The following is a 22002-nucleotide window of genomic DNA, read 5'->3' on the forward strand; positions in this document are numbered from 1 at the left end:
CCGATGCGAAGCGCGATGCCGCCCATGAACGTCCTCGACCGCCAGAACGCCAAGCGTGCCGCCGCAGCCGGAGCGGCGGATCTCGTCGCGGTCGTGTCCGATGCCGGCAGCGAAGACGTGATCCGGCGCGTCGCACAGGATCTGTCGATCACGCGCGCCCATGTGCAGCCGGGCAACTGCGACGACGCGATCCGGCTGTTGCAGCAGCACGAGCGCTCACCGCGCCAGCTGATCGTCGACGTGTCGGATTCCGTGCTGCCGGTATCGGACCTGATGCGGCTCGCCGACGTGTGCGATCCGTCGGTGAGGGTCATCGCGATCGGCACGCAGAACGATGTCGGGCTGTTCCGCAACCTGCTCGGCATCGGTGTGCAGGACTACATCGTGAAGCCGCTGACCGTCGAGTTGATGCGGCGCGCGCTGACCGCGACGGAATCGGTCGTGCAGGCGCGCACCGGCAAGATCGTCGCCTTCGTCGGCGCGCGCGGCGGTGTGGGCGCGACCACGATCGCGGTGAGTCTGGCGCGCTGCCTGGCGGGCGAGAAGCGCCGCCGCGTCGCGTACGTCGATCTCAACCTGCATGGCGGCGGCGCGAACTCGATGCTCGGGCTGTCGAGCAACAACGGGCTGATCGAATTGCTGAACATGGAGCAGCGTCCCGACGACGCGTTGTTCGACCGCATGTTCGTCACGAAGGGCGACCGCCTGCACGTGCTGTCGGCCGAACTGGCGTACGGCGAGGACGCGCCGCTGCGCGACGACGCGCTCGCGTTGCTCGTCGACATGCTGAAGGACCGCTTTCACTACGTGCTGTTCGACGTGGGTATCCGCGCCGGCAAGCTGTTCGAGGACGCGCTGGGGGTATCCGATCTCGTCTATATCGTCGCCGACCGCTCGGTGCACGCCGCGTACGAAGCCGCGCGGCTTGCGCGCTTCGTGAAGGAGCTGCCCGGCGATCGGCTGCTGTCGATGATGCTGAACAACCCGCTCGAACCGGTCAAGGGGCGCGTCGCGCAGACCGACTTCGAGGACGCATTCGGCGGCGTGAGGCTGCGCGAGCTGCCGCACGAGCCGCAGCCGCTCGCAGTCGCCGAGAACCTCGGTGAACCGATCGAGCGCGCGAAACGTCATGGCTTCCTGGACGAGATCCGGTTGCTCGCGAACGGCATCACCGGCGAATCGATGGCCGTCGCCGAGCCGTGGTACGCGCGCTTCGTCAAATGGAGAAAGGGATCGTGACGTTCGGTACCCGCAAGCAGTCGACGCCGGACCCTGCGCCGGCAGGAGCGCCCGCCGCGCCGCGCGACGGCGCGCCCGGACCGGACCCAAGCGCGAGCCCAGGCACGGGTCCGACCGCGAGCCCGGCGTCCGCATCCGCGCGCGCGCTCGCTGCGGCCGAAACCCAGGAGGCGCTCATTCGCTCCGGCAAGTTCGATGCGATTCGCAACGCGGTGTTCTCGTCGATGAACATGTCGGCGGCGCTGATGAAGACGCGCGACGAAGTGCGTGCGGGCATCGAACAGGTGGCCGCGCACACCGTCGAGCGCGAACGTCTGAAGATCACGACGGGCGAGCAGGTGCTGATCGTCGACGCGATCCTGAACGACATGTTCGGTGTCGGGCCGATCGAACCGCTGCTCGCCGACGACACCGTCTCGGACATTCTCGTGAACGGACCCGACCAGGTGTACGTCGAGCGCGCAGGCCGGCTCGAACTCACGCCGCTGAAGTTTCGCGACAACGCGCACGTGACGAGTGTCGCGCAGCGGATCGCGGCGGCGGTCGGGCGTCGCGTCGACGAAAGCAGCCCGATGGTCGACGCACGTCTCGCCGACGGCAGCCGCGTGAACGTGGTCCTGCCGCCGATCGCGATGCGCGGCGCGTCGATCTCGATCCGCAAGTTCGCGAAGCGCGACATCACGCTCGCGCGCATGGCGCACCAGGGCAATATCTCGCACGGAATGCTGCAGGTGCTGAAGGTCGCGTGCGCGTGCCGGCTGAACATCGTGATATCGGGCGGTACCGGTTCGGGCAAGACGACGCTGCTCAACGCGCTTTCGCAACATATCGAGGAGCACGAACGGATCGTGACGATCGAGGACGCGGCCGAGCTGCAACTGCTGCAGCCGCACGTCGTCAGTCTCGAGACGCGGCCGGAGAATACGGAAGGGCTCGGCGGGATCTCGCAGCGCGACCTCGTGCGCAACGCACTGCGGATGCGGCCCGATCGCATCATCCTCGGCGAAATCCGCGGCGCGGAGGCGTTCGACGTGCTGCAGGCGATGAATACGGGGCACGACGGCTCGATGACGACGATCCATGCGAACTCGCCGCGCGACGCGATCAGCCGGCTCGAAAGCATGGTCATGATGGCGAACGCGAACCTGCAACTGCTGTCGATCCGGCGCCAGATCGCGAGCGCCGTTCACCTGTTCGTGCAGGTCGAGCGGATGCGCGACGGCGTGCGCCGCGTGACCCGGATCACCGAGATCGTCGGGATGGAGGGCGAGGTGGTGATCACGCAGGATCTGTTCGCGTTCCGTCAGGGAGACGACACGACGCGGGACGTGGTGAAGGGCGTGTTCGAAGCGTCGTCGCTGCGGCCGGCGTTCGCGCCGCGCGCCGCGTACTACGGTGTCGAGGACGCGCTTTCCGAGGTATTCCGGCAATGAGGGCCGCGGATCTGTTCGCGATCGGCGCGTTCGTCGTGATCCTCGCGGCGGGCCTCGCGCTGTCCGCATTGCTGGAGCGTGCGCGCCATACGCCGGAGCAGCGCATACGCGCGCGGATGCGGCACCTTGCACCATCGCTGGCCGGCCGGGAGTCCGGTGCGGCCGCGGCGCCCGGCGTCGCGCTGTTCAACCTGCCGCGCCGGCAAAGCCGCGCGCGCGCGTGGCTGCAGCGTTATGTGACGCGCGTGCGTGCGGTCGGCGGCGAACGCGGGATGCGGATCGTCGTCGCCGGCACGCTCGCCGGAGCGATCGCCGCGATCGTGGTGGTGGAGCTCGTCGCGCTGCCGCGCGTAGTTCATCCGCTGATCTACGTCGGGCTGCCGCTGGTGACGATGCGCGCCAGCTACCGCGCGCTGGTCGAGCGGTTCCGGCTGCGCTTTCTCGAAGCGTTCCCGGACGCGATCGATCTGATCGTGCGGGCGGTGCGCGCGGGCATTCCGGTCACGCAGGCGATCAGCACGGTCGGCGACAGCGCGGCGGAGCCGGTGCGCTCGACCTTCCGCACGATGGGCGACAGCCTGCGCGTCGGCGCGGATCTGAAGGACGTGCTGACGCTCGCGGCGGACCGGCTGATGATCGCGGACTTCTCGTTCTTCACTGTCTACCTGCTGCTGCAGCGCGAGACGGGCGGCAGTCTCGGCGAAACGCTCGACGAGTTGTCGAGCATCATCCGCACGCGCCGCGACATCCGCCTGAAGACGCGTGCGTTGACCGCCGAGGGGCGGATCACGACGAAGATCATTTCGGCGGTGCCGTTCGTGATGATCGGTGCGCTGTTTCTCGTGAATCGCGCGTATGTGATGCTCCTGTTCGACACGCATGCCGGACGCGTGATGCTGACGATCGCCGCGGTGCTGCTGACGATCGGACTGCTGACGATTCGCAAGATCTCGAAACTGGATACCGCGCGATGACGATGTCGATGCTGGCCGCCCGCGGCCTTGAACTTTTGTTGTTGCTCGCGTGCGTCGCGGCGGCGCTCGTGCCGCCCGGCGGCGGCACACGCCGGCGGATCGCGGAGCGTGTGCAGCAGGCGGCCGGGCAACGTTCGCTGTCGCTGGCGTCGGGGCGGCTGCAGCCGGGCGAGGTGCGTCAGGACCTGACGCGGCGGCTCGCGCAGCTCGGTGAGCGGCTGCCCGTGCTCGACCCGATGCAGCGCGTGAAACTCGCGCTGCAACTGACGCGCGCGGGTTTTCGCGAGCGGCGTGCGGTGTCGTCGATGATCGGCATCAAGCTGAGTTGCGGCGTGCTGTTCGCGGGCGTCGCGATCGTGTTCAGCCCGTACATTCCACGCTTCGGCGAATACTTCGTGATCCGGGCGCTGGCGATGGTCGCCGCGTTCGTGATCGGCGTGATCGTGCCCGAATACGTGCTCGGCGCGATGATCCGACGGCGCCGGCGCATCATCTCCGCGTGCTTTCCGGATGCGCTCGACCTGCTGGTGATCTGCACGATGGCCGGTAACAGCCTCGTATCGGGCGTGCGACGTGTCGCGCGCGAACTCGAGCGCATTTGCCCGCCGCTCGCCGACGAGCTGAAGGTGTGCGCGGACGAGCTGACGCTGAGCGGCAACGTAGCCGAAGCGCTCACGCACTTTGCGATGCGCGTCGACTTCGCGTCGGCGCGCTCGCTTGCCACGACGCTCACGCAATCGCAGCGATTCGGCACGCCGATCACGCAGGCGTTGCGGACGCTGTCGCGCAGCGAGCGGACCGAGCAGATCGTCGCGCTCGAGGAACAGGCCGCGAAGCTCGCGCCGAAGATCACGCTGCCGATGATGCTGTTCATCCTGCCGACGGTCGGCCTGATCGCGGCGGGCCCGGCGGCGATCCGCCTGCTCGAGGTATTCAAATGACACGATCCGTCTTCCGTGCGTTCGCGTTCGCGGCCGCGTTGCCGGTGCTGGCCGGCGGCTGCGCGCCGGGCATCCAGACGCGGCCGGCGCTGTCGCACAAGAGCGACGACCCGCAGGCCGAATTGCGCATTGCCGATAGCGCGCTTGCCGGCGGCAACGTCGATCTCGCGTCGACGCTGTACGAGAAGGTGCTTGCCCGGCATCCCGATTCGCTCCCGGCGCGCCTGGGGCTCGGCGACGTCAACTACCGCGCCGGCGATCTGGAGCGCGCGCGAATTCTCTACGAGCAGGCACGGCAGCAGGCACCCGCCGAACTCGGGCCGCAGATCGGGCTTGCGCGGGTCGCGTTGCGGCAGCGTCGGCTCGACGAGGCCGCACGGCGCTACCGTGACCTGCTGGCCGCGCAGCCGAACCTTCCGCTCGCGGCGGAAGGGCTCGGCACGGTGCTCGATCTTCAGGGCCGCCACGAGGACGCGCAGGCCGTGTACCGGGATGCGCTGCGCGCGCATCCGGACGCGCAGGGGCTGCGCGTCGACCTCGGGCTTTCGCTCGTGCTGGGCAACCGGCCGCGCGAGGGTGTGAACGTGTTGCTCGACGTGGCCGGGCTGCCCGATGCGCCGTGGCAGGCGCGCCAGAATCTCGCGTTCGCGTATGGCGTGCTCGGCAACACCGATTCGGCGAAGAAGCTGCTGTCCGCGGATCTGCCCGCGTCGGCGGTGGCTGACAATCTGCGCGTGTACCAGGCAGTGCGCGCGCAACTCGCGTCGCGCCCTGCGTCCGCCGCCGCACGCCCGTCGACGGGCGCCGCGCTCGAGCCGCGCGCGGTGCCGCACGCCGCGGAGGCCGGAAAATGACACGCGGGGCGATGGGCGCGCGCCGCGCGCGCGGCGTCGTATCGCTTGAATTCGTGCTGATGCTGCCGTTCCTGTTGATGGTGCTGATCGGCATCATCGACACGAGCCTGCTGCTATGCGACAAGGCCGTCATCACGAACGCGAGCCGCGAAGCCGCGCGTGCCGGCGTCGTGCTGCGCGTGCCGATGCTGACCACGGCACAGATCGCAAGCGTCGCATCGAGCTACACGCAGAACAGCTTGATTACCGGCGGCACCGCGACGACGCCGACGGTGACCGTGACACAGGCGAACGGCACGACGTCGGGCACCGCGCTGACGGTGACGGTGACCTACACATATTCGGGGCTGGTGCTGGGTTCGGCATTCAGTGCGCTGACCGGCCCGGTGACGATCTCGGCCAGCTCGGTGATGCTCTATGAATGACGCAGCCGACACGCCGGGGATCGGCGCAGTGCGTGAGCGCGGTTCCGTCGCGCTGTTCTTCCTGATGTTCCTGATTCCGCTGCTCTCGTTCGGCGCGCTGGCGATCGACATCGCGTGGGTAGCCACGGTACGCAACCAGCTGCAGAACGCCGCCGACGCGGCCGCACTTGCGGCGGCCGACGCGATGATGTCGCCGAGCGGCGGCGCGCTGAACTGGTCGCAGGCCGCGCCGGCTGCGAACGGTGTGATCGCGCAGAACGCGGCGGCCGGCGCACCGCTGGCGACCGGCGCGGTGACGACCGGGTACTGGAACGTGACGCGCAGTCCCGCAACGATGCAGCCGACCACGATCACGCCCGGCTCGTACGACGTGCCGGCGGTGCAGGTCACGGTATCGCGCGCGCCGGGTGTGAACGGCGGCTCGATTCCGCTGCTGCTCGGCGGGCTGCTCGGCATTGCCGGCGCGTCCGGCAGCGCGACCGCGATCGCGGTGCTCGCCGCGCCGGGCGGGGTCGCGGCGGGTGGGCTCTTTCCGGTCGCGATCGACCAGTGCGTGTACAACCAGTACTGGAACACGCTGACCAATCAGCCGCTGATCAATCCGCTGACGGGTTTGCCATACGAGTTTACGATCACGAACGGCCAGACTTATGGCTCGCTGTGCATGGGGGGCCAGTGGACGTCGTTCCAGTCGACCGCGAGCGACACGACGACGATGGGCGGCCTGATGGTGACCGGCAATCCGACGACGCTCAATATTGGCGACAGCATTTATCTCGCGACCGGCGTGAAGGCGACGCTCTACACGTCGGTGCCGGTCGGCACGACGGTCGTGCTGCCGGTCGTTACGCAGACGGCGAGCAGCACCTACGTGCCGATCGTCGCGTTCGCGGCGTTCCACATCGACGTGTCGCTCGGCGGCACATACAAGTACATCCAGGGGCACTTCGTCGCCGGCGTGAAAATGACCGGCGTCGCGACGGGCGTCGGGCCGTACTACGGTGTATACGTGCCGCCGCGGCTCGCGCTGTGAGCGTCGTGGCGCGCGCGGCGCAGCAGCACGAGCAGCGCGAAGAGCGTCACGGCCGGGCCGATCTGCGGCAGCTGCAGCCACGGGTTCAGGTATTCGGCGATCGGCAGCGCCCACATCAGCGCGATCGCGGTCTGTTCGCCGCGCAGCCAGCGGTCGCGCCAGCCGATCGACAGCATGCAGGCGATCGCGATGGCGAGCCATGTGAGTTCGTAGTGCCACAGGTACGGGTTGGCCACGAGCGTCGCGACCGTCAGCACGGCCGCGCGCACGCGGGTGTCGCGCGACTGCGTCCATGCGATGCAGGCGGCCGCGATCGTAATCGCGGCGATGCACGCATGTGCCGCATACGCGGCGCCGAGCGGCACGCCCGAGAGCCGGAACGCCGCGAACGGCGTCGGCGACGCGAGCCAGAACACGACGCCGTGTTCGAGAACGATCGAGCGTGCGAGGCCCGCGCTGGCGACGAACTGGCGCCACGACTCGATCCCGCAGACCAGGACGCTCAGCGCGACGAACGTGCCGGTGGCGAGCGCAGCCCACGCGATCGTGCGCCATGCGCGTGTCGCCACCAGCACGAACGGGAACAGCAGCGCCATCTGCGGCTTGACGGACAGCAGTCCGATGCAAAGCCCCGCCAACATCGGCCGCCGCTCGGCCCAGTGGACGGCCAGCGCCGCGCACGATGCTGTCAGGAACGTGTTTTGCCCGAGCGCCGCGGTGACGAACACGCACGGCGCGACGGGCAGCGCAACCATGCCGGCGCGCCATGCGCCGGGAATCATGCCGAGACGGGATACGCGCCACGCGGCGAGGCCGAGCACGGCGACGCCGAACGCGACGAACAGCGGATAACCGAGTGCGAAGCGCAGCAGCGCCAGCGGCGTCACGAGCAGCAGATAAGTGGGCGGGTACAGCCACGGGGCGAAGGCGTCGCGACGAAGGTTGGGGAACAGCTCGGCCGACAGCCGCGAGAATACCGAGAAATCGTATGCCTGCGAGGGCGAGCCGTGCAGCATGACGTACGACGCGGACCAGAACACCGAGAAGTCGGCGCCGGCGCGTGACAGGACGCCGCCGTGTGCATGACGCACGACGGATATCCAGATCGCGATGAACAGCGCGGACAACGCCAGCATCAGCATGCTGTACAGGACGACGCGTCGCGGTGTGAGCCACGCGACGACCGGGCGCTCCGCCGAGCGCAATAATTGCCGGGGAATGTCCAATTGCCGCCGCCCGGTTCTACTTGAACGACGCTTTGCGAGCGGCGGCGCCGGTTGCCGCCGGCAGCGCCGTCCGGCGACGTGCCGAGTTCGCACGCTTCATCGGGAACTGCAGCAGCTTCGATGCCGGCTGCCCGGCGGCATCGCGCTCGGCACGGTAGCGCCGCCTCACGAGATAGACGGGGCGCTGCTTGGACTCGTGATAGATCCGGCCGAGGTATTCGCCGATCACGCCGATGCCGATCAGCTGGATGCCGCCGACGAACAGCACGACGGAAATCAGCGACGGGTAGCCATGCACCGGATTGCCGAACAGCAGCGTTCGCACCACGATGAAGGTGCCATACACGAGTGACAGCATCGCGAACGTGAGGCCGACGTAGGTCCATACGCGCAGCGGAACGGTGCTGAAGCTCGTGATGCCCTCGAGCGCGAAGTTCCAGCGGCGCCATCCGGAGAACTTCGAGCGGCCGCCACTGCGCGGCGCGCGCGTGTATTCGACGATCGCGGTGCGAAAGCCGACCCACGCGAACAGCCCCTTCATGAACCGCCGCCGCTCCGGCAGCGCGCGCAGCGCATCGACGACCTCGCGATCCATCAGGCGGAAATCGCCGACGTTTTCCGGCATTTCGACTTCGGACAGCGCATTGTGCACGCGATAGTAGAGCGTCGCCGCCGCGCGCTGCAGGTACGGATCGCACATCCGGTCGGTGCGTTTCGCGGCGACGACTTCGGCGCCGCCGCGCCAGTGTTCGATCATCGCGGGAATCAGCGCGGGAGGGTCCTGCAGGTCGGCGTCGATCAGGATCACCGCGGCGCCGGCGGCCTCGTCGAGGCCCGCGGTGAGCGCCGCTTCCTTGCCGAAGCGGCGCGTGAGATCCACGACGTGCACGCGCGGGTCGCGGCCGGCGACCGTGACCAGCCGGTCGAGCGTGCGATCGCGGCTGCCGTCGTTGATGCAGACGATCTCGAAGCGGACCCCGGCGATCGACTCGAGAACGGGCAGCGTTTCTGCAAAGAATGCGTCGATCGTTTCCTCTTCGTCGTGAAACGGCACGACGAGCGATATCAGCGGCTTCCTGGCGTGCGTGGACATGCTGCGGTCCCCCGAGAGATCCGGCCGGAGCTGCACCGTATGATTCCGGTTGTCGTTTGCCGAACGCGCGCGGCCCGGTTCGGCGTGAAGTCGGTTCCGGCCTGCTCGTCCACTGCGTAGCGGACGACAGGCGTTGCGTTCATTGTAGGCAGGAATCGCCGATTCGTAACACGTATCGGTTGATTTGCGCGCCGGACTGGTTCACCGGGGAAGACATCGGACGGCGGTTGTCTGCGAATCGCGCGCGGTGGCGCTAGGATGACGTTTTCGAGACCGCTGGAGGGCGCGATGCAGGTTCAGGACCTGGCCGGTGCGCCGCTCGATTTCTGGGTGGCGATGGCGGAAGACCTCGGCGCGCCGCGCGTCGACGCCGCGGGGTGCACGGTCATTCACAAACCGGGTGGCATGCCGGTGCCGTATGCGCCGTCGTCGTCGTGGGCGGACGGCGGCCCGCTGGTCGAGCGCTTGCCGTTCGGCGCGTTCGAGCGCGACGGCGGGCACGGCGCGTGGCGCGCGGTGCTGCATCGGGCCGTGCCGGCGGCGGGCGAGCGCTGCACGTTCAACCAGTCGGGGCCGACGCTGCTGGTCGCCGCGATGCGCACGCTGGTCGCGTCGACGTTCGGCGACGACGTGCCGGATCTTGACATGTCGAAGCCGCGTTGAGCGCGCGCGAAGCCGGTCATGCGGCCGACAGGTTGCGTACCGCGATCGACGCGACGTCGACGCGCTTTGGCAGGATCGCGTCCGCGGCTGCGCGGTCGGCGACACGCTGCAGCACGTCGATATCCGCGCCGGTGACGCCGCGCTGCGCGAGCGCCGCCCGGCGCACGATGTCGGCGGCCGCATCGCGCGGCAGGCGCGTGAGCGAAGCATAGACGGCCGCGTAATCGACAGGGTGCGACAAGGCCCACTGGCCGGCGCGCGCCAGTCGCGCAAGCACGTCCGACAGCGCCGCGCGCTTCGATCGATCGTCGAGCGTGTCGACCGGCGACGTGAGGAACGCGAGCCCCGAATTGATCCCGCTGCCGTCGCGCACGATGCGCGCACCGCGCCGCACCACGTGCCCGTAATACGGATCGAAGGTCGCCCAGATGTCGATCTGCTTCGCCTCGAACGCGGCGAACGCATCGACCGGCAGCACGAAGCGCACGTCGACGTCGCCTGGTGCCAGGCCATGTTCGCGGAGCGCGCCGTACAGCTGGTATTGCGAGATGCTGCCGCGCGCCGACGACACGACGACGGTGCGCCCCTTCAGGTCGGCGACGGTGCGCACCGGCGAATCGGGCTGCACGACGATGCCGAGCGACGCCGGTGAGCCGACGCGCGTCGCGACGATCCGCAACGCCGGATCGCCGAGCGCGGCCGTCAGGACGGGCAGGTCGCCGGCCGGCGCGAGATCGATCGCGCCCGCGCGCTGCGCTTCGAACAACGGTGCCGCGCCCTGGAAATTCGCCCAGCGAAACCGGTACGGCACGCCGTCGAGCACGCGTGACGCGTCGGCCAGCGCGCGCAGGCCGCCGGCCTGATCGCCGAGCACCAGGGTGACGTTCGACAGGTTGGGGTCGGCCGCGCGCACGGGCAGTGCGGCGCTGCCGAGCAGCGGTGCGGCGGCCAGGGCGGCCACGCGCAGCAGGGCGCGGCGGCGGGCCGGGGCGGGGGAAGAAGTCATCGACGGCGGGTCCTCGGTGATCCGCGCGCACGCCGCGCGGCTGCCGGGCAGGTTACGGAATCGGTTTCGCGCCGGCAAACATCGAATCGCGAAATGCTTATTCGTTTATTCGCGTGAGTGCGGTGCATGGCGGCGGGGAGAGGCCAAGGCCGCGGCTGCTACGGTGCAGGCTCGACGGCGGCGCGCCGGAATGTCCAGGGTCCGCGGCAGCCCGTTGTTAGCGCGAACGGCCCTAACCCGCGGCCGGAACGGTGCGCAGGAAGGCCCGCACCGCGGGTGCCTTTTCGAAGCGCCGGTGCGCGAGCGCGAGTTCGGACGTGATCGGCTTGCCGGCGATCGGCCGGTACACGACGCCCGGCAACGACACGCAGCCGGCGAGCGCATCCGGGATCACTGCGACCCAGCCGTTCACCGATACGCACGCGAGCACGGCAAGCAATCCGCCCGGCCGCGCGGCGATCACCGGCGCGAAGCGGCCGCGGCGTGCGACTTCGAGCGTGCCGCGTTCCTGTTCGGGCACCGCGAAGCGTGCGTCGGCGAGATCGGCGGCTCGAACGGCGGTCATCGCCGCGTAGCGCGAATCGGCCGGCACTGCCGCGACGAACACGTCGCGCTGTAGCGTGACGATCCGCAGGCCGCCCGGCAACGGTAACGGCGGGCGCACGTACGCGAGGTCGAGCCCACCCGCGTCGAGTTGCTTCGCGACGTCGTCCATCGGCACCTCGCGCAGGTTCAGCTCGATGCGCGGATGCGCGGCGCGGAACGCGCCGACCGTGCGCTGCAGCGTGCCCGAATAGACGGCCGATGACACGTAGCCGATTTCGAGCCGGCCGAGCTCGCCGCGCTCGGCGAGCGTCGCGAGTTCGCGGCCGCGCTGCAGATGCGCGAACGCGGCGCTCGCCTCGGCGAAAAACGCCTCGCCGGCCGCCGTCAGCGTGACCGCTCGGCGCGACCGCTGGAACAGCCGCACGCCGAGCAGCCGCTCGGCTTCCTGGATCCGCCGCGTGAGCGCGGGCGGCGCCATGTCGAGCGCGTCGGCCGCGCGGGCGAAATGCAGGTGCTGCGCGACCGCCAGGAACGCGCGCACGTGACGGAATTCGAGCGGATTCATGATTGCGATTTTAGTCAATGAAACTGCATGGGTATGTCAATGACAGGCAATACGGGGCCAGCCTAGCATACGGCGCATCCCCCTTGCTCCGGAGCCGTCGATGTCCCAGTCTTCTCCCGCCTCGCGCACGGGCGCGCCCGCCGCCGCGCATGCGCGTGCCCGCCGGTCGGCCGCCGCGACGCTCGCGGTCGCCTCGGCGACGTGCTCGCTGATCGTGCTCGACACGAACGTCGTCGCCGTGTCGCTGCCGAGCATCGCGCGCAGCTTCCATGCGAGTTTCGCCGACATCGAGTGGGTCGTGAGCGCCTACATGACCGCGTTCGCCGCATGCCTGCTGCCGGCCGGCGGGCTCGCGGATCGCTTCGGGCGCAAACGCATGCTCGGCGCGGGGCTCGCGCTCTTTGCGCTCGCGTCGCTCGGGTGCGGAATCGCATCGTCGGCCGGCTGGCTGATCGCCGCGCGCGCGGTGAAGGGCGGCGGGGCCGCGCTGTTGCTGACGGCCGCGCTCGCGGTGATCGCGAACCGCTTTCCGGACGGGCGCGAACGGGCCCGCGCGTGGGCGATCTGGGGGATGTGCATGGGGATCGCGACGGCCGTCGCGCCGCTGGTCGGCGGCGCGATCACGCAGTGGATCGGCTGGCGCTGGGTGTTCCTGCTGAACCTGCCGGTGTGCGTGCTGCTCGCGGTCGGCGCGCACGTCGCGATCGACGAGTCGCGCGACCCGCATGCGAAACGGGTGGACACCGCCGGCAGCCTGCTGTTCGGCACGGCGCTCGCGTGCGCGATCGCGGCCCTGATCGGCGCGCCGTCGAACGGCTGGCTTTCGGCCACGACGCTCGGCCGGTTCGCGCTCGCCGCCGCGCTGCTGGCCGCATTCATCGGCGCGGAGCGCTGGCAGGCGCGGCCGATGATCGATCTCGCGCTGTTCCGCCAGCCCCGCTTCGTCGGCGCCGTGCTCGCGATGTTCGGCTATGCGGCGTGCGCGCAGGTAATGATGACGTTCCTGCCGCTGTACCTGCAGAACGCGTTCGGGATGTCCGCGATCGACGCGGGGCTCGGGATGCTGCCATTCGCGTTCGCGATGATCGCGGGACCGTCGCTCGGCGGCATGCTCGCGGCGCGCGTGTCGTCCGGTGGCGTGCTGACGGGCGGGCTCGCACTGATCGGCGCGGGCAATCTCGCGACGGCGGCGCTGACGGCCGGCGGCGACTACCGGCTCGTCGCGCTCGGGATGTTCGTGACGGGCTGCGGCGCCGGCATCATGAACGGCGACACGCAGAAGGCGATCATGGCGTGCGTGCCGCCGAACCGGACCGGGATGGCGTCGGGCATCAGCACGACCACCCGCTTCTCGGCGATCGTGACGGCCGTCGGCGTGCTCGGCGCGGTGCTGGCCGCCAGCACGCACGCGCAACTCGACCGGATGCTGTCCGCCGTACCGGACGTGCGCGCGTTCGTCGATGCGCCGTTCATGTCGAGCCTGCTGGCCGGCGATCTCGCGCAGGCGCTTGCGCACGTGCCGCCGTCGGCCGCGCGCACGCTCGCGAATGCGGCGCCCGTGGCCTTTGCGCGCGGATTCGCCGCCGCGCTGACGGCGAGCGGCGTGCTCGCGCTCGCTGCCGCTGCCATTGCATGCAAGTTGCTTGCGCAACCGATGCGCGACGCGTGACGGATGCTGCGATACGCGCCCCCCCGTTGCACGCGACGGCGCCGAGCCATCGAGCGTGCGATTCAGCGCGGCTTCGTCGCGAGGCGATGGATGCGCGCCGCGCGCGCGACGCGCGATCGCTGCGATGTACCGCAATGCGTCGCCTGCCGGCGGCGTGTGCGCCGCGTCGGTTCGGGCGGGGCGTCGGCGATCGGCGCGTTCGTTCGCGCGTCCGCATCCGCGTCCACGTTCGCGGCGACCGCCGCAACGGACGGCTGTGCGGCCTCCGCGTCGAGCCAGTTGCGCGTCGCTTCGGCGATCAGTGCGCGCAGCCAGCGCACGCCGTCGACGCACGATCCCGATTCGTTCCACGTCATCCGGTACACGATGTCGGGCGGCTCGGCCGGCAGCGCAACCGCGCCGAGCGGCAGCAGCTTCGCGTAGTGGCGCGCGAGCCGGTACGTGGTGGTCAGGATCAGGTCGGAGCGCACCAGCGCATGCGCGGCGAGTTCGAAGTGCGGCAGCGTGACGACGATCCGCCGCTGCAGGCCGACGCGTTCGAGCTGCCGGTCGATCGCGCCGGATGCTTCGAGCCACGACGGCGTCGGGCACAGCTGCGGCGCCTGCGCGAATTCGGCGGCCGTCATCGCGCCGCGCCGCGCGAGCGGATGCGTCGCGCGCATCAGGCACACGACGCGATCGTCGAACAGGTCGTCCTGCCGGAACCGCGACGAGCGGGCGGGGCGGTTGTCGATCACGACGTCGAGCTCGCCATCGGCGAGTGCCCGTTCGTCGTCGAAGCCGTCGCCGAGCGGATGGAACACGAGCTGCGCGTTCGGTGCGCGTTCGCGCAACAGCGCGACGAGCTTCGGCACGAACAGCACGTTCAGATAGTCGGGGCAGCCGATCCGGTAGGTGCGCACCGACGTGCGCGCGTCGAAGGTCGGCTGCTGGATGCGGATGAAGTCGATCACGCGCAGCGCGTTGCGCAGCGGCTCGATCAGCCGCGCGCCGAACTCGGTCGGCACCATCCCGTAGCGGCTGCGCACCAGCAGCGGATCGCCGAGCAGCGTGCGCAGGCGCTTGAGCGCGGCGCTCGTCGCCGGCTGCGACATGTTCAGCCGCACGGCTGCGCGCGACACGGTGCGCTCGGTGAGCAGCACGAGCAGGATGCGCATCAGCCGCGCGTCCAGCACGTCGAGCGCGCCCGTTGCGTCGGACGCGTCGAGGGCAAGGCCGTTCGGCTCCGGTGCGTCCCGCATGTCGCTACGCGTTTGCGCGGCCCGTCATCTGGCGAAGGTGCCCGGCCAGCCGACGATCCGCTTCGGACGCGGCGGCGCATACGTGCGCACCTTCGACGTCTTCAGCTTCAGGCGCACCAGCGACTCGGCGAGGGCGACCGCGGCCGACACGCCGTCGACGACGGGCACGCCCGTGCATTCCTCGATCTGTCGGTCGAGGCCGGCCATCCCGCCGCAGCCGAGGCAGATCACTTCCGCGTGATCGTCCTTCACCGCGCGCGCGGCCTGGTTGACGATCGACTCGATCGCGCGGGCCGGGTTTTCCTCGAGTTCGAGCACCGCGAGACCGCTCGCGCGCACCGATGCGCAACGCGCATCGAGTCCGGCGAGCTTCAGGCGATCCTCGATCAGCGGCACCGTGCGGTCGAGCGTCGTGACGACCGAATAGCGGTGGCCGAGCAGCATCGCGACGCTCGCGGCCGCTTCGGTGATGTCGACGACGGGCACCGTCAGCAGTTCCTGCAGCCCTTCGCGGCCGTGTTCGCCGTAGCCGGCCTGGATCACCGCGTCGTATGGCTCGTCGTAGCTCAACACGCGGTCCATCACGGCGATCGCCGCGAGGTAGCTCTCGAAGTTGCCCTCGACCGACTCCGCGCCGAAGCGCGGCGTCAGCCCGACGATCTCCGTGCCGGGCGATGCGGCGGCGCGCGCCTGCGCGGCGATGGCGTCGGTGATCGATTCGGTCGTGTTGACGTTGACTACCAGGATTCTCATCGGTGCACTCCGTCTGCTGCGTTCAGTGTCGGGCGCAGGCGACCGCGATGTGTTCGCCCGAGCGCTCCTCGTATTGCCGTTTGCGATCGGCCGTCAGCCAGTACACGCTGCCCGCGATGGCCGCGCCGAGCAGCCAGGAGAACGGCGTCATCGCGCTGAAGGCCGGCACGACGGCGAGCGTGATCGAGATCAGCGCGGACGGCACGAGGGCCGCAAGCGCCTTGCGGTTCACGCCGTGCGTATGGAAATAGGCGCCGGTCGGCGCTTCGGTATAGAGATCCGGCACGTTCACGCGCTGCTTGCGCACGAGCCAGTAGTCGACCGTGATGATGCCGTACAGCGGGCCGAGCAGCGCGCCGAGGCCGGACAGGAAATAGACGATCACGACCGGGCTGTTGTACAGGTTCCACGGCAGGATCAGCACCGCGACCGTCGCGCTGATCAAGCCTGCGCGGCGGAACGTCAGGCGGTGGGGCGCGAGGCTCGTCAGCACGAAGGCCGGTGCGACGAAGTTCGCCATGATGTTCACCGCGACTGTCACGATCAGGAAGGCGAGGCAGCCGAGCACGAGGAACAGCTTGTTCGGCACCGTCGCGATGATTTCCGTCGGGCTGTGGATGATCTGGCCGTTCAGCTTGAACTGCGCGCCCGCGAGCACGAAGCTGATCGCCGCGAACACCAGGATGTTCACCGGCAGGCCCCAGAAGTTGCCGACCCGCACCGTCTTCGCACTCGGCGACGAGCGCGCGAAATCGCAGAAGTTGAGCACCAGCGTGCCGTAGATCGCGAGCCACAGCGAGCCGCCCGCGAACACCTCGATCCACATCTTCAGGCCGGTCATCGGCTTGCCGATCGACATTGCAAGATGGCCGCCGGTGCGGCTGAACATCCATGCGGCAAGCGACAGCGTCGTGACGAGAATGACCGGGCCGGCGAGCCCCTCGTACTTGCGGACCATCTCCATCCCGTAAGCGAGGATGCCGATCTGCACCAGCCAGATCGCGACGAACGTGATCCAGCCGAGCGTGGACAGCCCGAGGATCGCATCCTGGTCGAAGGCGGCGAGGCCTGGCCAGATCGCGGTGAGCAGCACGCGCAGCACGACCGATGCGAGATAGGTCTGGATTCCGAACCATGCGATCGCGATCACCGCGCGGATCATCGCGGGCAAGAGCGCGCCGTAGATGCCGAAGCTCATCCGGCTGATAACCGGGAACGGCACGCCGGTCTTCTGGCCCATGTAGCCGGTGAGGTTCATGAAGCAATACACGAGCACGGCGCCGATCGCGAGCGACGCGAGCATCTGCCAGCCCGACAGGCCGAGCGCGAACAGTCCGATCGCGAACGAGTAGTTCGCGATGTTGTGCACGTCGTTGGTCCACAGCGCGAAGATGCTGTAGCGGCCCCAGGTGCGGCCCTCGGCCTTGGTGGGCGCAAGGTCGGCATTGTGTAGTCGCGGGCTCAGCGCGAGATCGCGCGTGGCCGTATCGGTTCGATGCAATGCGTCGTCCGCGCCGGGCACGATGCCCGCGCGGTGGGTGGCTTCCAGTTGCACGCCTTGTCTCCTTCCATGTGCGGGGCGCGAACCGGCAGCGTGTGCACGCAGCGCGGGCCCGGCCGCCGTGGACGTTATGTCTCGGATTTGTTCGCGAGTATGGGCGGCGGGCACGGCGATGGGAAATTAAATATTCGGGTAGGCGTCATTTGAAAAATGAATGGGGCTGGATCGGCGGCGAGGCATGCGAATTGCGTATCGGCGGGTTCCATCCACATCGACATCAGCGGAGGTGTCATGCAGCGATATTCCATTCGTCACGTATCGCGGGCCGTCTTCGCCGGCATCCTGATCGCCGGTCTGGCAGCGGGTGCGGGTTGTCAGAAAAAGAGCGACACGGGCACCGGCGCGAGTTCGGACACGAGCGCCACCGGCGGCATGGCGCCGGCGCCGTCCACCGCACCGTCGGGCATGCCGGGCAGCGGCGCGGCCGGCGGCGAGGCGAGCATGCCGGGCGCGGCATCCGCGCCAACGGGCGCAAGCGGCGGCTGATCGGCGGGTGCGCGCGGCGTGCGCGGGCAGGTTGCCCGTGTGCCGCCGTGGCGGCATTGCGGCTCGGTACGTGCGTCCCAGGACGCGCGGACAGTGCGCCGCGCGTGAAAGATTTGCAAGGACCGTTGTAGCGATTCCCGGCGCGGCGCCGGCTGCGTCATGCCGGCGCACGCCGTCGGGAGCAGGAGGTGCGATGCAGAACGCGGAATCGAATCCAACCCCGGAACAGCAGCGAGAACAGATCGAGAAGAGCCCGGTGAAGACGCCGGCGGCCGGCGACATGCCGGATGCGGCGACCCAGGCTGCCGAGGTCGCGAAGCGGCCGCTGACGCCGGAGGCGGTCGCGGCGAAAATGCCGACCGGCCTGCCGCCGATCGACGTCGACGCACATGCGGTCGACAGCGGCGACCCCGTGCGTCGCGCGGCCGGCCGGATCGTCACGCTGGACAACGCCAACATGGCGATGACGGACAACACGGTCGACGTCGACGGCAAGGGCCTGGAGGCGCGCGCAGGCGCGACCGAGTGGCACGACAACGTGATCTATTCGAACGCGTCGCTCGACGACGCGGTCGACACGCCCGACGAAGGGCTCGGCGGGATCGAGAGCCGGCCGGGCGGTAACGTGCCGCAGATCGCGACGCGGCCGGGCTGGCGCGTCCGGTATGTCGGCGACGTCGATGTCGAGCATGGCGACAGCACACGGGCCGAGCACGTGATCCGCCTCGAGCGGACCGACTGACGTATCGACGGGTGCCGGGCGGACCGCCGGCCGGCGGTCCGCCGATGGCCATTACTGCGGGCCGAGTTCCTGCGCGGACGTGTCCGCATCGTTGCCTTGCGCAACGAGCACGTGGACGTCGTTCGGTGTCACGTCGCCGATGCCGCCCGACGGAATCGTCACCAGCAGCCAGTCGGCGTTGTTGTTGATGCTCACGGGCGCGGTCTTCAGGATCGGCGTCTTGCTGCCGGCCGTCGTGACGATCACCTGGTAGCTGCCGCCGTTCAGGTAGATCGAATCCTGTCCGGAGGCCGGCACGGCGTTCTGATACGCCGCGCCCGCCAGCGTCGGGCTTTGCGCGTTGATGTCGGTGCCGGGAGGCACGACGTACACGTCGACGTTCTGCGCGTTCGGCGACGCGTTGAAGCTGCGCACGCGCGCCTTGTCGGACAGGAGCTTCTTGTCGAACGGATCGTCGATCACCGAAATCGCCGACGACGTGCTCGGCAACGCGATCGTGGTGTAGTGATGGCCGTTCGCCGCGCCGAAGGATTGCGACGCGACCGTCGCGGTCGTGCCCGAGATGTCGTAGCTTGCGGTCGTCGTTCCCGAGTCGATGTCGTGATAGCGGGTCACGCCCTTGTACGCGACACCCGACGCGTCGACCTTCGCATTCAGGTAGTAATCGAGATTCGGGCCGGCCGGCACCGCGTTGATGAAGCGCGCCTGCGGTTTCGAGATGCCGAGTTCGGTGCCGACGTCGTTGCCGTCTCCGCCGCATGCCGCGAGCACGGAAATGACCGAGCACAGGGCCACTATCGTTCGAATGGATTTCATTGTCGTCCTCTCGTTCAGGGAGCCTGATTGCGATGCGGTATTGCCGCGCGAGGCATCGCGCGGTACGCAGCGCCGGATTGAAGGAAGGAATTGCCGTCCGCCGGGGTGGCGGGCGCACGGATGTCGCAAGCGACGTGCCCGCGCGACGGAATCGGTGCGCGCGCCCGTATGGCGAAGGTGTGGCACGCAGTGCAGTGGCGTGCCGTGCCGGATCGTGCGAGTCCGGGTTGCATGCTTGTAAAAAGGCGATGCAACCAGCGAGAGAGCGACGCGCACCGCAAGGGCGTTTCAAACGTCGACCGTTGTGCGCTGCGGGCGACGATTTTCGCGCGTATCGTTGCGCGCGCATCGATATGGGGAGAATCGTGCAGTCGCGCGACGACCTGGCGGCGCCGCGCGCGTGATGTGCATCAGCGATTCACGAGCTTCGCCGGATACGCGAGCGCGAGTGCGCAACCGACCAGCATGCATGCGGCGAAGCCATACAGTCCCGCGCTTTGCGAGTGGAACGTGTCGCGCAGCCAGCCGATGAAATAAGTGCTGCCGAAGCCGCCGAGGTTTGCGATCGAGCATGCGAACGCGATCCCGCCGGCCGCGGCCGAGCCCTTCAGGAACGTGGACGGCAACGCCCAGACGACCGGCATCGCGGCGGCCGCGCCCGCGTTGATCAACGAGAACAGCAGCACGGTCGCGAGCGTGCCGTGCGACGACGCGGCGGCAAGTGCGAGCGCGACGGCCGACACCAGGAACGGCACGACGATATGCCAGCGGCGCTCACGCGCACGGTCGGAGCTCGCGCCGCAATATAGCGTCGCGAGCACGGCCGCGGCATTGGGGATCACCATCAGCCAGCCGATGTGATACGCGTCCTTCACACCGGTGTCGCGCAGGATCGTCGGCAGCCAGAAGCTCACCGCATACAGCCCGAGCAGCACGCACAGGTCGATGAGGCCGAGCGCCCACACCTTCGGGTCGGTGAACGCGCGGCCGAGCGCATGGCTCTTGTTGCCGGACGGGTCGGCGTCGAGGTTCGCGCGCAGCGCGCGCTTTTCGTCGGCGTTCAGCCAGTGCGCGGTTTCGATGCCGTTGGGCAGCCAGCGCAGTACCGCGAAGCCGAGCAGCACCGACGGCAATGCCTCGAGCAGGAACAGCCACTGCCAGCCGCCGAGCCCGTGCGCGCCGTCGAACGCGCGCATGATCCAGCCGGAAATCGGGCTGCCGATCATGCTCGACAACGGCAGGCCGACCATGAACAGCGCGACGATCCGCGCGCGGCGCGCATCGGGATACCACTGCGTCAGGTACAACAGCACGCCGGGCAGGAAGCCGGCTTCGGCGGCACCGAGCAGGAAGCGCACGACGTAAAACTGCATCGGCGTCTGCACGAACATCGTCGCGCCCGACAGCAGGCCCCACGTGATCATGATCCGCGCGATCCACAGTTTCGCGCCGACGCGCTGCAGCACCAGGTTGCTCGGGACTTCGAACAGGATGTAGCCGCCGAAGAACAGGCCGGCGCCGAGCCCGTACACGGTGTCGCTGAACTTCAGCGCGTCGAGCATCTGCAGCTTCGCGAGCCCGATGTTGATGCGGTCGAGATAGGCCGCGAAATAGCACAGGCAGAACAGCGTGATCAGGCGCAGCGTGACCTTGCGGTAGAGCGCGCCGTGCAGCGTGTCGTCGGCGGAGACGGCGGCGCTCGGGTGTGCGGTAGACATGGGATTGCCCCTGTTCGAATGTGACGGATGAAGTGGGTGGCCGTTCGACGCGAGCGAAGATTCACCGCGCGCTGGAGTCTGTATAGCACGCCAATTACATAGCGTACACACTAGAAAATACGGAATCGCACAGGCATGAAAACGGATGGATGAAAATCGCTCGATGGGCCGGATAAACCTCATGTTTTTCGGGGAATTATTCGGAAAAATGCACGTATCTCCGTGAGCGTCATGAACGGGTCCGGATGCACGAAATTCGTGCGTGTGCACTCAAAAGTGAAGTGTATGCACGCAAGTGCTCTGACGCTGCGCATACGTGCGCCCGGCTTCGTGCATCCGGCGACCCGCCGAACGGCGCGAATGGCTGGCCCCGCGGTGCGATGTTCGTGAGCGGGCCTGCACGGTCGGGCAATCGTCAGGTGAAAGACGGAAAGGGCGCGACGAACCTGACGTACCGCAACGAAGCGGCCGGCGCGCGAACGATCGTGCCGATTTGAGGGTGTACACTGCTTGCCTTTCTCATTCATGCCGCGCGGGCCTTCATCTTCATGGCGTCTTCCAAGGATTCCTACGACTTTCACGACCAGGTCGGGCACCTGCTGCGCCGCGCCTACCAGCGGCACGTTGCGATCTTCCAGGAAGCGATCCCCGATTCGGACCTGACGGCAGCGCAGTTCGTCGCGCTGTGCGCGGTCAAGGAAAAGCAGGCGTGTTCGCTGAACGACATCGTCAAGGCGACCGCGATCGACCAGGCGACGATCCGCGGCGTCGTCGATCGGTTGAAGACGCGCGCGCTGATCGAGGTGCTGCCCGACCCGAACGACGGCCGCAAGCTGATCGTGCGCGCGACCGCGGCAGGCCTCGCGCTGATCGACCGCACGGTGCCGTTCGCGCGGCAGGTGACCGAGCGCACGTACGGGCCGCTCAATCCGGGCGAGCGCGTCGCATTGCAGTACCTGCTGCGCAAGATGATGGAGGCCGACGGCGACGCGTGACGCGCGGCGCGGTCCAGCCCTCG

At 68.8% G+C, this 22002-nt stretch carries 21 protein-coding genes; 11 read left to right on the forward strand and 10 right to left on the reverse strand.

The features are described 5' to 3' along the window. The first annotated feature begins 15 nt into the window (after nt 1-15). The 7 genes from LGM71_RS11845 to LGM71_RS11875 are packed head-to-tail and all read left to right on the forward strand — an operon-like array spanning nt 16 to nt 6899. Complete coding sequence (locus LGM71_RS11845; protein WP_124628390.1) at nt 16-1239, forward strand: AAA family ATPase; 1224 nt, start codon at nt 16-18, stop codon at nt 1237-1239. Then, nucleotides 1236-2672, forward strand: a complete 1437-nt coding sequence (locus tag LGM71_RS11850; RefSeq protein WP_226114917.1) for a CpaF family protein — start codon at nt 1236-1238, stop codon at nt 2670-2672. Before LGM71_RS11845 ends, LGM71_RS11850 begins: the two co-directional genes overlap by 4 nt. Further along, the gene (locus LGM71_RS11855) at nt 2669-3646 is read left to right on the forward strand and encodes a type II secretion system F family protein (RefSeq protein ID WP_124628386.1); all 978 of its coding nucleotides are present in this window, start codon (nt 2669-2671) and stop codon (nt 3644-3646) included. The genes LGM71_RS11850 and LGM71_RS11855 overlap by 4 nt, the downstream gene beginning before the upstream one ends. Further along, complete coding sequence (locus LGM71_RS11860) at nt 3643-4587, forward strand: type II secretion system F family protein (protein WP_226114918.1); 945 nt, start codon at nt 3643-3645, stop codon at nt 4585-4587. The genes LGM71_RS11855 and LGM71_RS11860 overlap by 4 nt, the downstream gene beginning before the upstream one ends. Further along, nucleotides 4584-5441, forward strand: a complete 858-nt coding sequence (locus LGM71_RS11865; protein WP_226114919.1) for a tetratricopeptide repeat protein — start codon at nt 4584-4586, stop codon at nt 5439-5441. The genes LGM71_RS11860 and LGM71_RS11865 overlap by 4 nt, the downstream gene beginning before the upstream one ends. After that, nucleotides 5438-5866: a TadE/TadG family type IV pilus assembly protein gene (locus LGM71_RS11870; protein WP_059598766.1), complete on the forward strand. Its 429-nt coding sequence runs from the start codon at nt 5438-5440 to the stop codon at nt 5864-5866. The genes LGM71_RS11865 and LGM71_RS11870 overlap by 4 nt, the downstream gene beginning before the upstream one ends. Beyond that, nucleotides 5859-6899 carry a TadG family pilus assembly protein gene (locus LGM71_RS11875; protein WP_124628380.1) on the forward strand — a complete coding sequence of 347 codons (1041 nt, stop codon included), beginning with the start codon at nt 5859-5861 and terminating at the stop codon, nt 6897-6899. The genes LGM71_RS11870 and LGM71_RS11875 overlap by 8 nt, the downstream gene beginning before the upstream one ends. Here LGM71_RS11875 and LGM71_RS11880 read toward each other — a convergent pair. Together LGM71_RS11880 and LGM71_RS11885 are read right to left on the reverse strand one after the other, a co-directional pair. Further along, complete coding sequence (locus LGM71_RS11880) at nt 6863-8125, reverse strand: glycosyltransferase family 87 protein (RefSeq protein ID WP_185715896.1); 1263 nt, start codon at nt 8123-8125, stop codon at nt 6863-6865. The genes LGM71_RS11875 and LGM71_RS11880 overlap by 37 nt on opposite strands. A 16-nt stretch (nt 8126-8141) precedes the next feature. Then, the gene (locus LGM71_RS11885; protein WP_059598769.1) at nt 8142-9218 is read right to left on the reverse strand and encodes a glycosyltransferase family 2 protein; all 1077 of its coding nucleotides are present in this window, start codon (nt 9216-9218) and stop codon (nt 8142-8144) included. Nucleotides 9219-9506: 288 nt separating this feature from the next. On the opposite strand from LGM71_RS11885, the gene LGM71_RS11890 reads away from it, so the two are divergent. Further along, nucleotides 9507-9881, forward strand: a complete 375-nt coding sequence (locus LGM71_RS11890) for a phage protein NinX family protein (RefSeq protein ID WP_124904554.1) — start codon at nt 9507-9509, stop codon at nt 9879-9881. 16 nt (nt 9882-9897) lie between these two features. On the opposite strand, the gene LGM71_RS11895 is transcribed toward LGM71_RS11890, so the two are convergent. Further along, nucleotides 9898-10887 (reverse strand): ABC transporter substrate-binding protein, encoded by a 990-nt coding sequence (locus tag LGM71_RS11895; RefSeq protein WP_226114920.1) that lies wholly within the window; start codon nt 10885-10887, stop codon nt 9898-9900. 232 nt (nt 10888-11119) lie between these two features. Further along, entirely contained in the window at nt 11120-11998 is an 879-nt protein-coding gene (locus LGM71_RS11900; protein ID WP_226115145.1) for a LysR family transcriptional regulator, read from the reverse strand. A gap of 100 nt (nt 11999-12098) precedes the next feature. Between LGM71_RS11900 and LGM71_RS11905 the strand changes: the two genes are divergently transcribed. Further along, a complete protein-coding gene (locus LGM71_RS11905; RefSeq protein WP_226114921.1) occupies nt 12099-13667 on the forward strand; it encodes an MFS transporter in 1569 nt (522 codons plus the stop codon). Nucleotides 13668-13729: 62 nt separating this feature from the next. Here LGM71_RS11905 and LGM71_RS11910 read toward each other — a convergent pair whose 3' ends face one another. From LGM71_RS11910 to LGM71_RS11925, 4 genes are all read right to left on the reverse strand, one after another. After that, nucleotides 13730-14908 carry a LysR family transcriptional regulator gene (locus LGM71_RS11910; RefSeq protein ID WP_226114922.1) on the reverse strand — a complete coding sequence of 393 codons (1179 nt, stop codon included), beginning with the start codon at nt 14906-14908 and terminating at the stop codon, nt 13730-13732. A gap of 24 nt (nt 14909-14932) precedes the next feature. Then, nucleotides 14933-15661, reverse strand: coding sequence for an aspartate/glutamate racemase family protein (locus tag LGM71_RS11915; RefSeq protein ID WP_226114923.1), 729 nt, complete (start codon nt 15659-15661; stop codon nt 14933-14935). 22 nt (nt 15662-15683) lie between these two features. After that, nucleotides 15684-17216: an NCS1 family nucleobase:cation symporter-1 gene (locus LGM71_RS11920; protein ID WP_226114924.1), complete on the reverse strand. Its 1533-nt coding sequence runs from the start codon at nt 17214-17216 to the stop codon at nt 15684-15686. A 320-nt stretch (nt 17217-17536) separates the two neighbouring features. Further along, nucleotides 17537-17869: a hypothetical protein gene (locus LGM71_RS11925; protein ID WP_226114925.1), complete on the reverse strand. Its 333-nt coding sequence runs from the start codon at nt 17867-17869 to the stop codon at nt 17537-17539. Nucleotides 17870-17901: 32 nt separating this feature from the next. Here LGM71_RS11925 and LGM71_RS11930 point away from each other — a divergent pair, with 32 nt between their 5' ends. Next, nucleotides 17902-18450: a DUF3005 domain-containing protein gene (locus tag LGM71_RS11930; protein WP_124628370.1), complete on the forward strand. Its 549-nt coding sequence runs from the start codon at nt 17902-17904 to the stop codon at nt 18448-18450. A 51-nt stretch (nt 18451-18501) separates the two neighbouring features. Here LGM71_RS11930 and LGM71_RS11935 read toward each other — a convergent pair whose 3' ends face one another. Next, nucleotides 18502-19266, reverse strand: coding sequence for a DUF4397 domain-containing protein (locus LGM71_RS11935; RefSeq protein WP_059598774.1), 765 nt, complete (start codon nt 19264-19266; stop codon nt 18502-18504). 410 nt (nt 19267-19676) lie between these two features. Beyond that, a complete protein-coding gene (locus LGM71_RS11940) occupies nt 19677-20984 on the reverse strand; it encodes an MFS transporter (RefSeq protein WP_226114926.1) in 1308 nt (435 codons plus the stop codon). Nucleotides 20985-21532: 548 nt separating this feature from the next. On the opposite strand from LGM71_RS11940, the gene LGM71_RS11945 reads away from it, so the two are divergent. Next, nucleotides 21533-21979, forward strand: coding sequence for a MarR family winged helix-turn-helix transcriptional regulator (locus LGM71_RS11945; RefSeq protein ID WP_059598821.1), 447 nt, complete (start codon nt 21533-21535; stop codon nt 21977-21979). Nucleotides 21980-22002: the final 23 nt, after the last annotated feature.

The organism is Burkholderia sp. AU33545, assembly GCF_020419685.1.
In the GTDB taxonomy this organism is placed as follows: Bacteria; Pseudomonadota; Gammaproteobacteria; order Burkholderiales; family Burkholderiaceae; genus Burkholderia; species Burkholderia diffusa.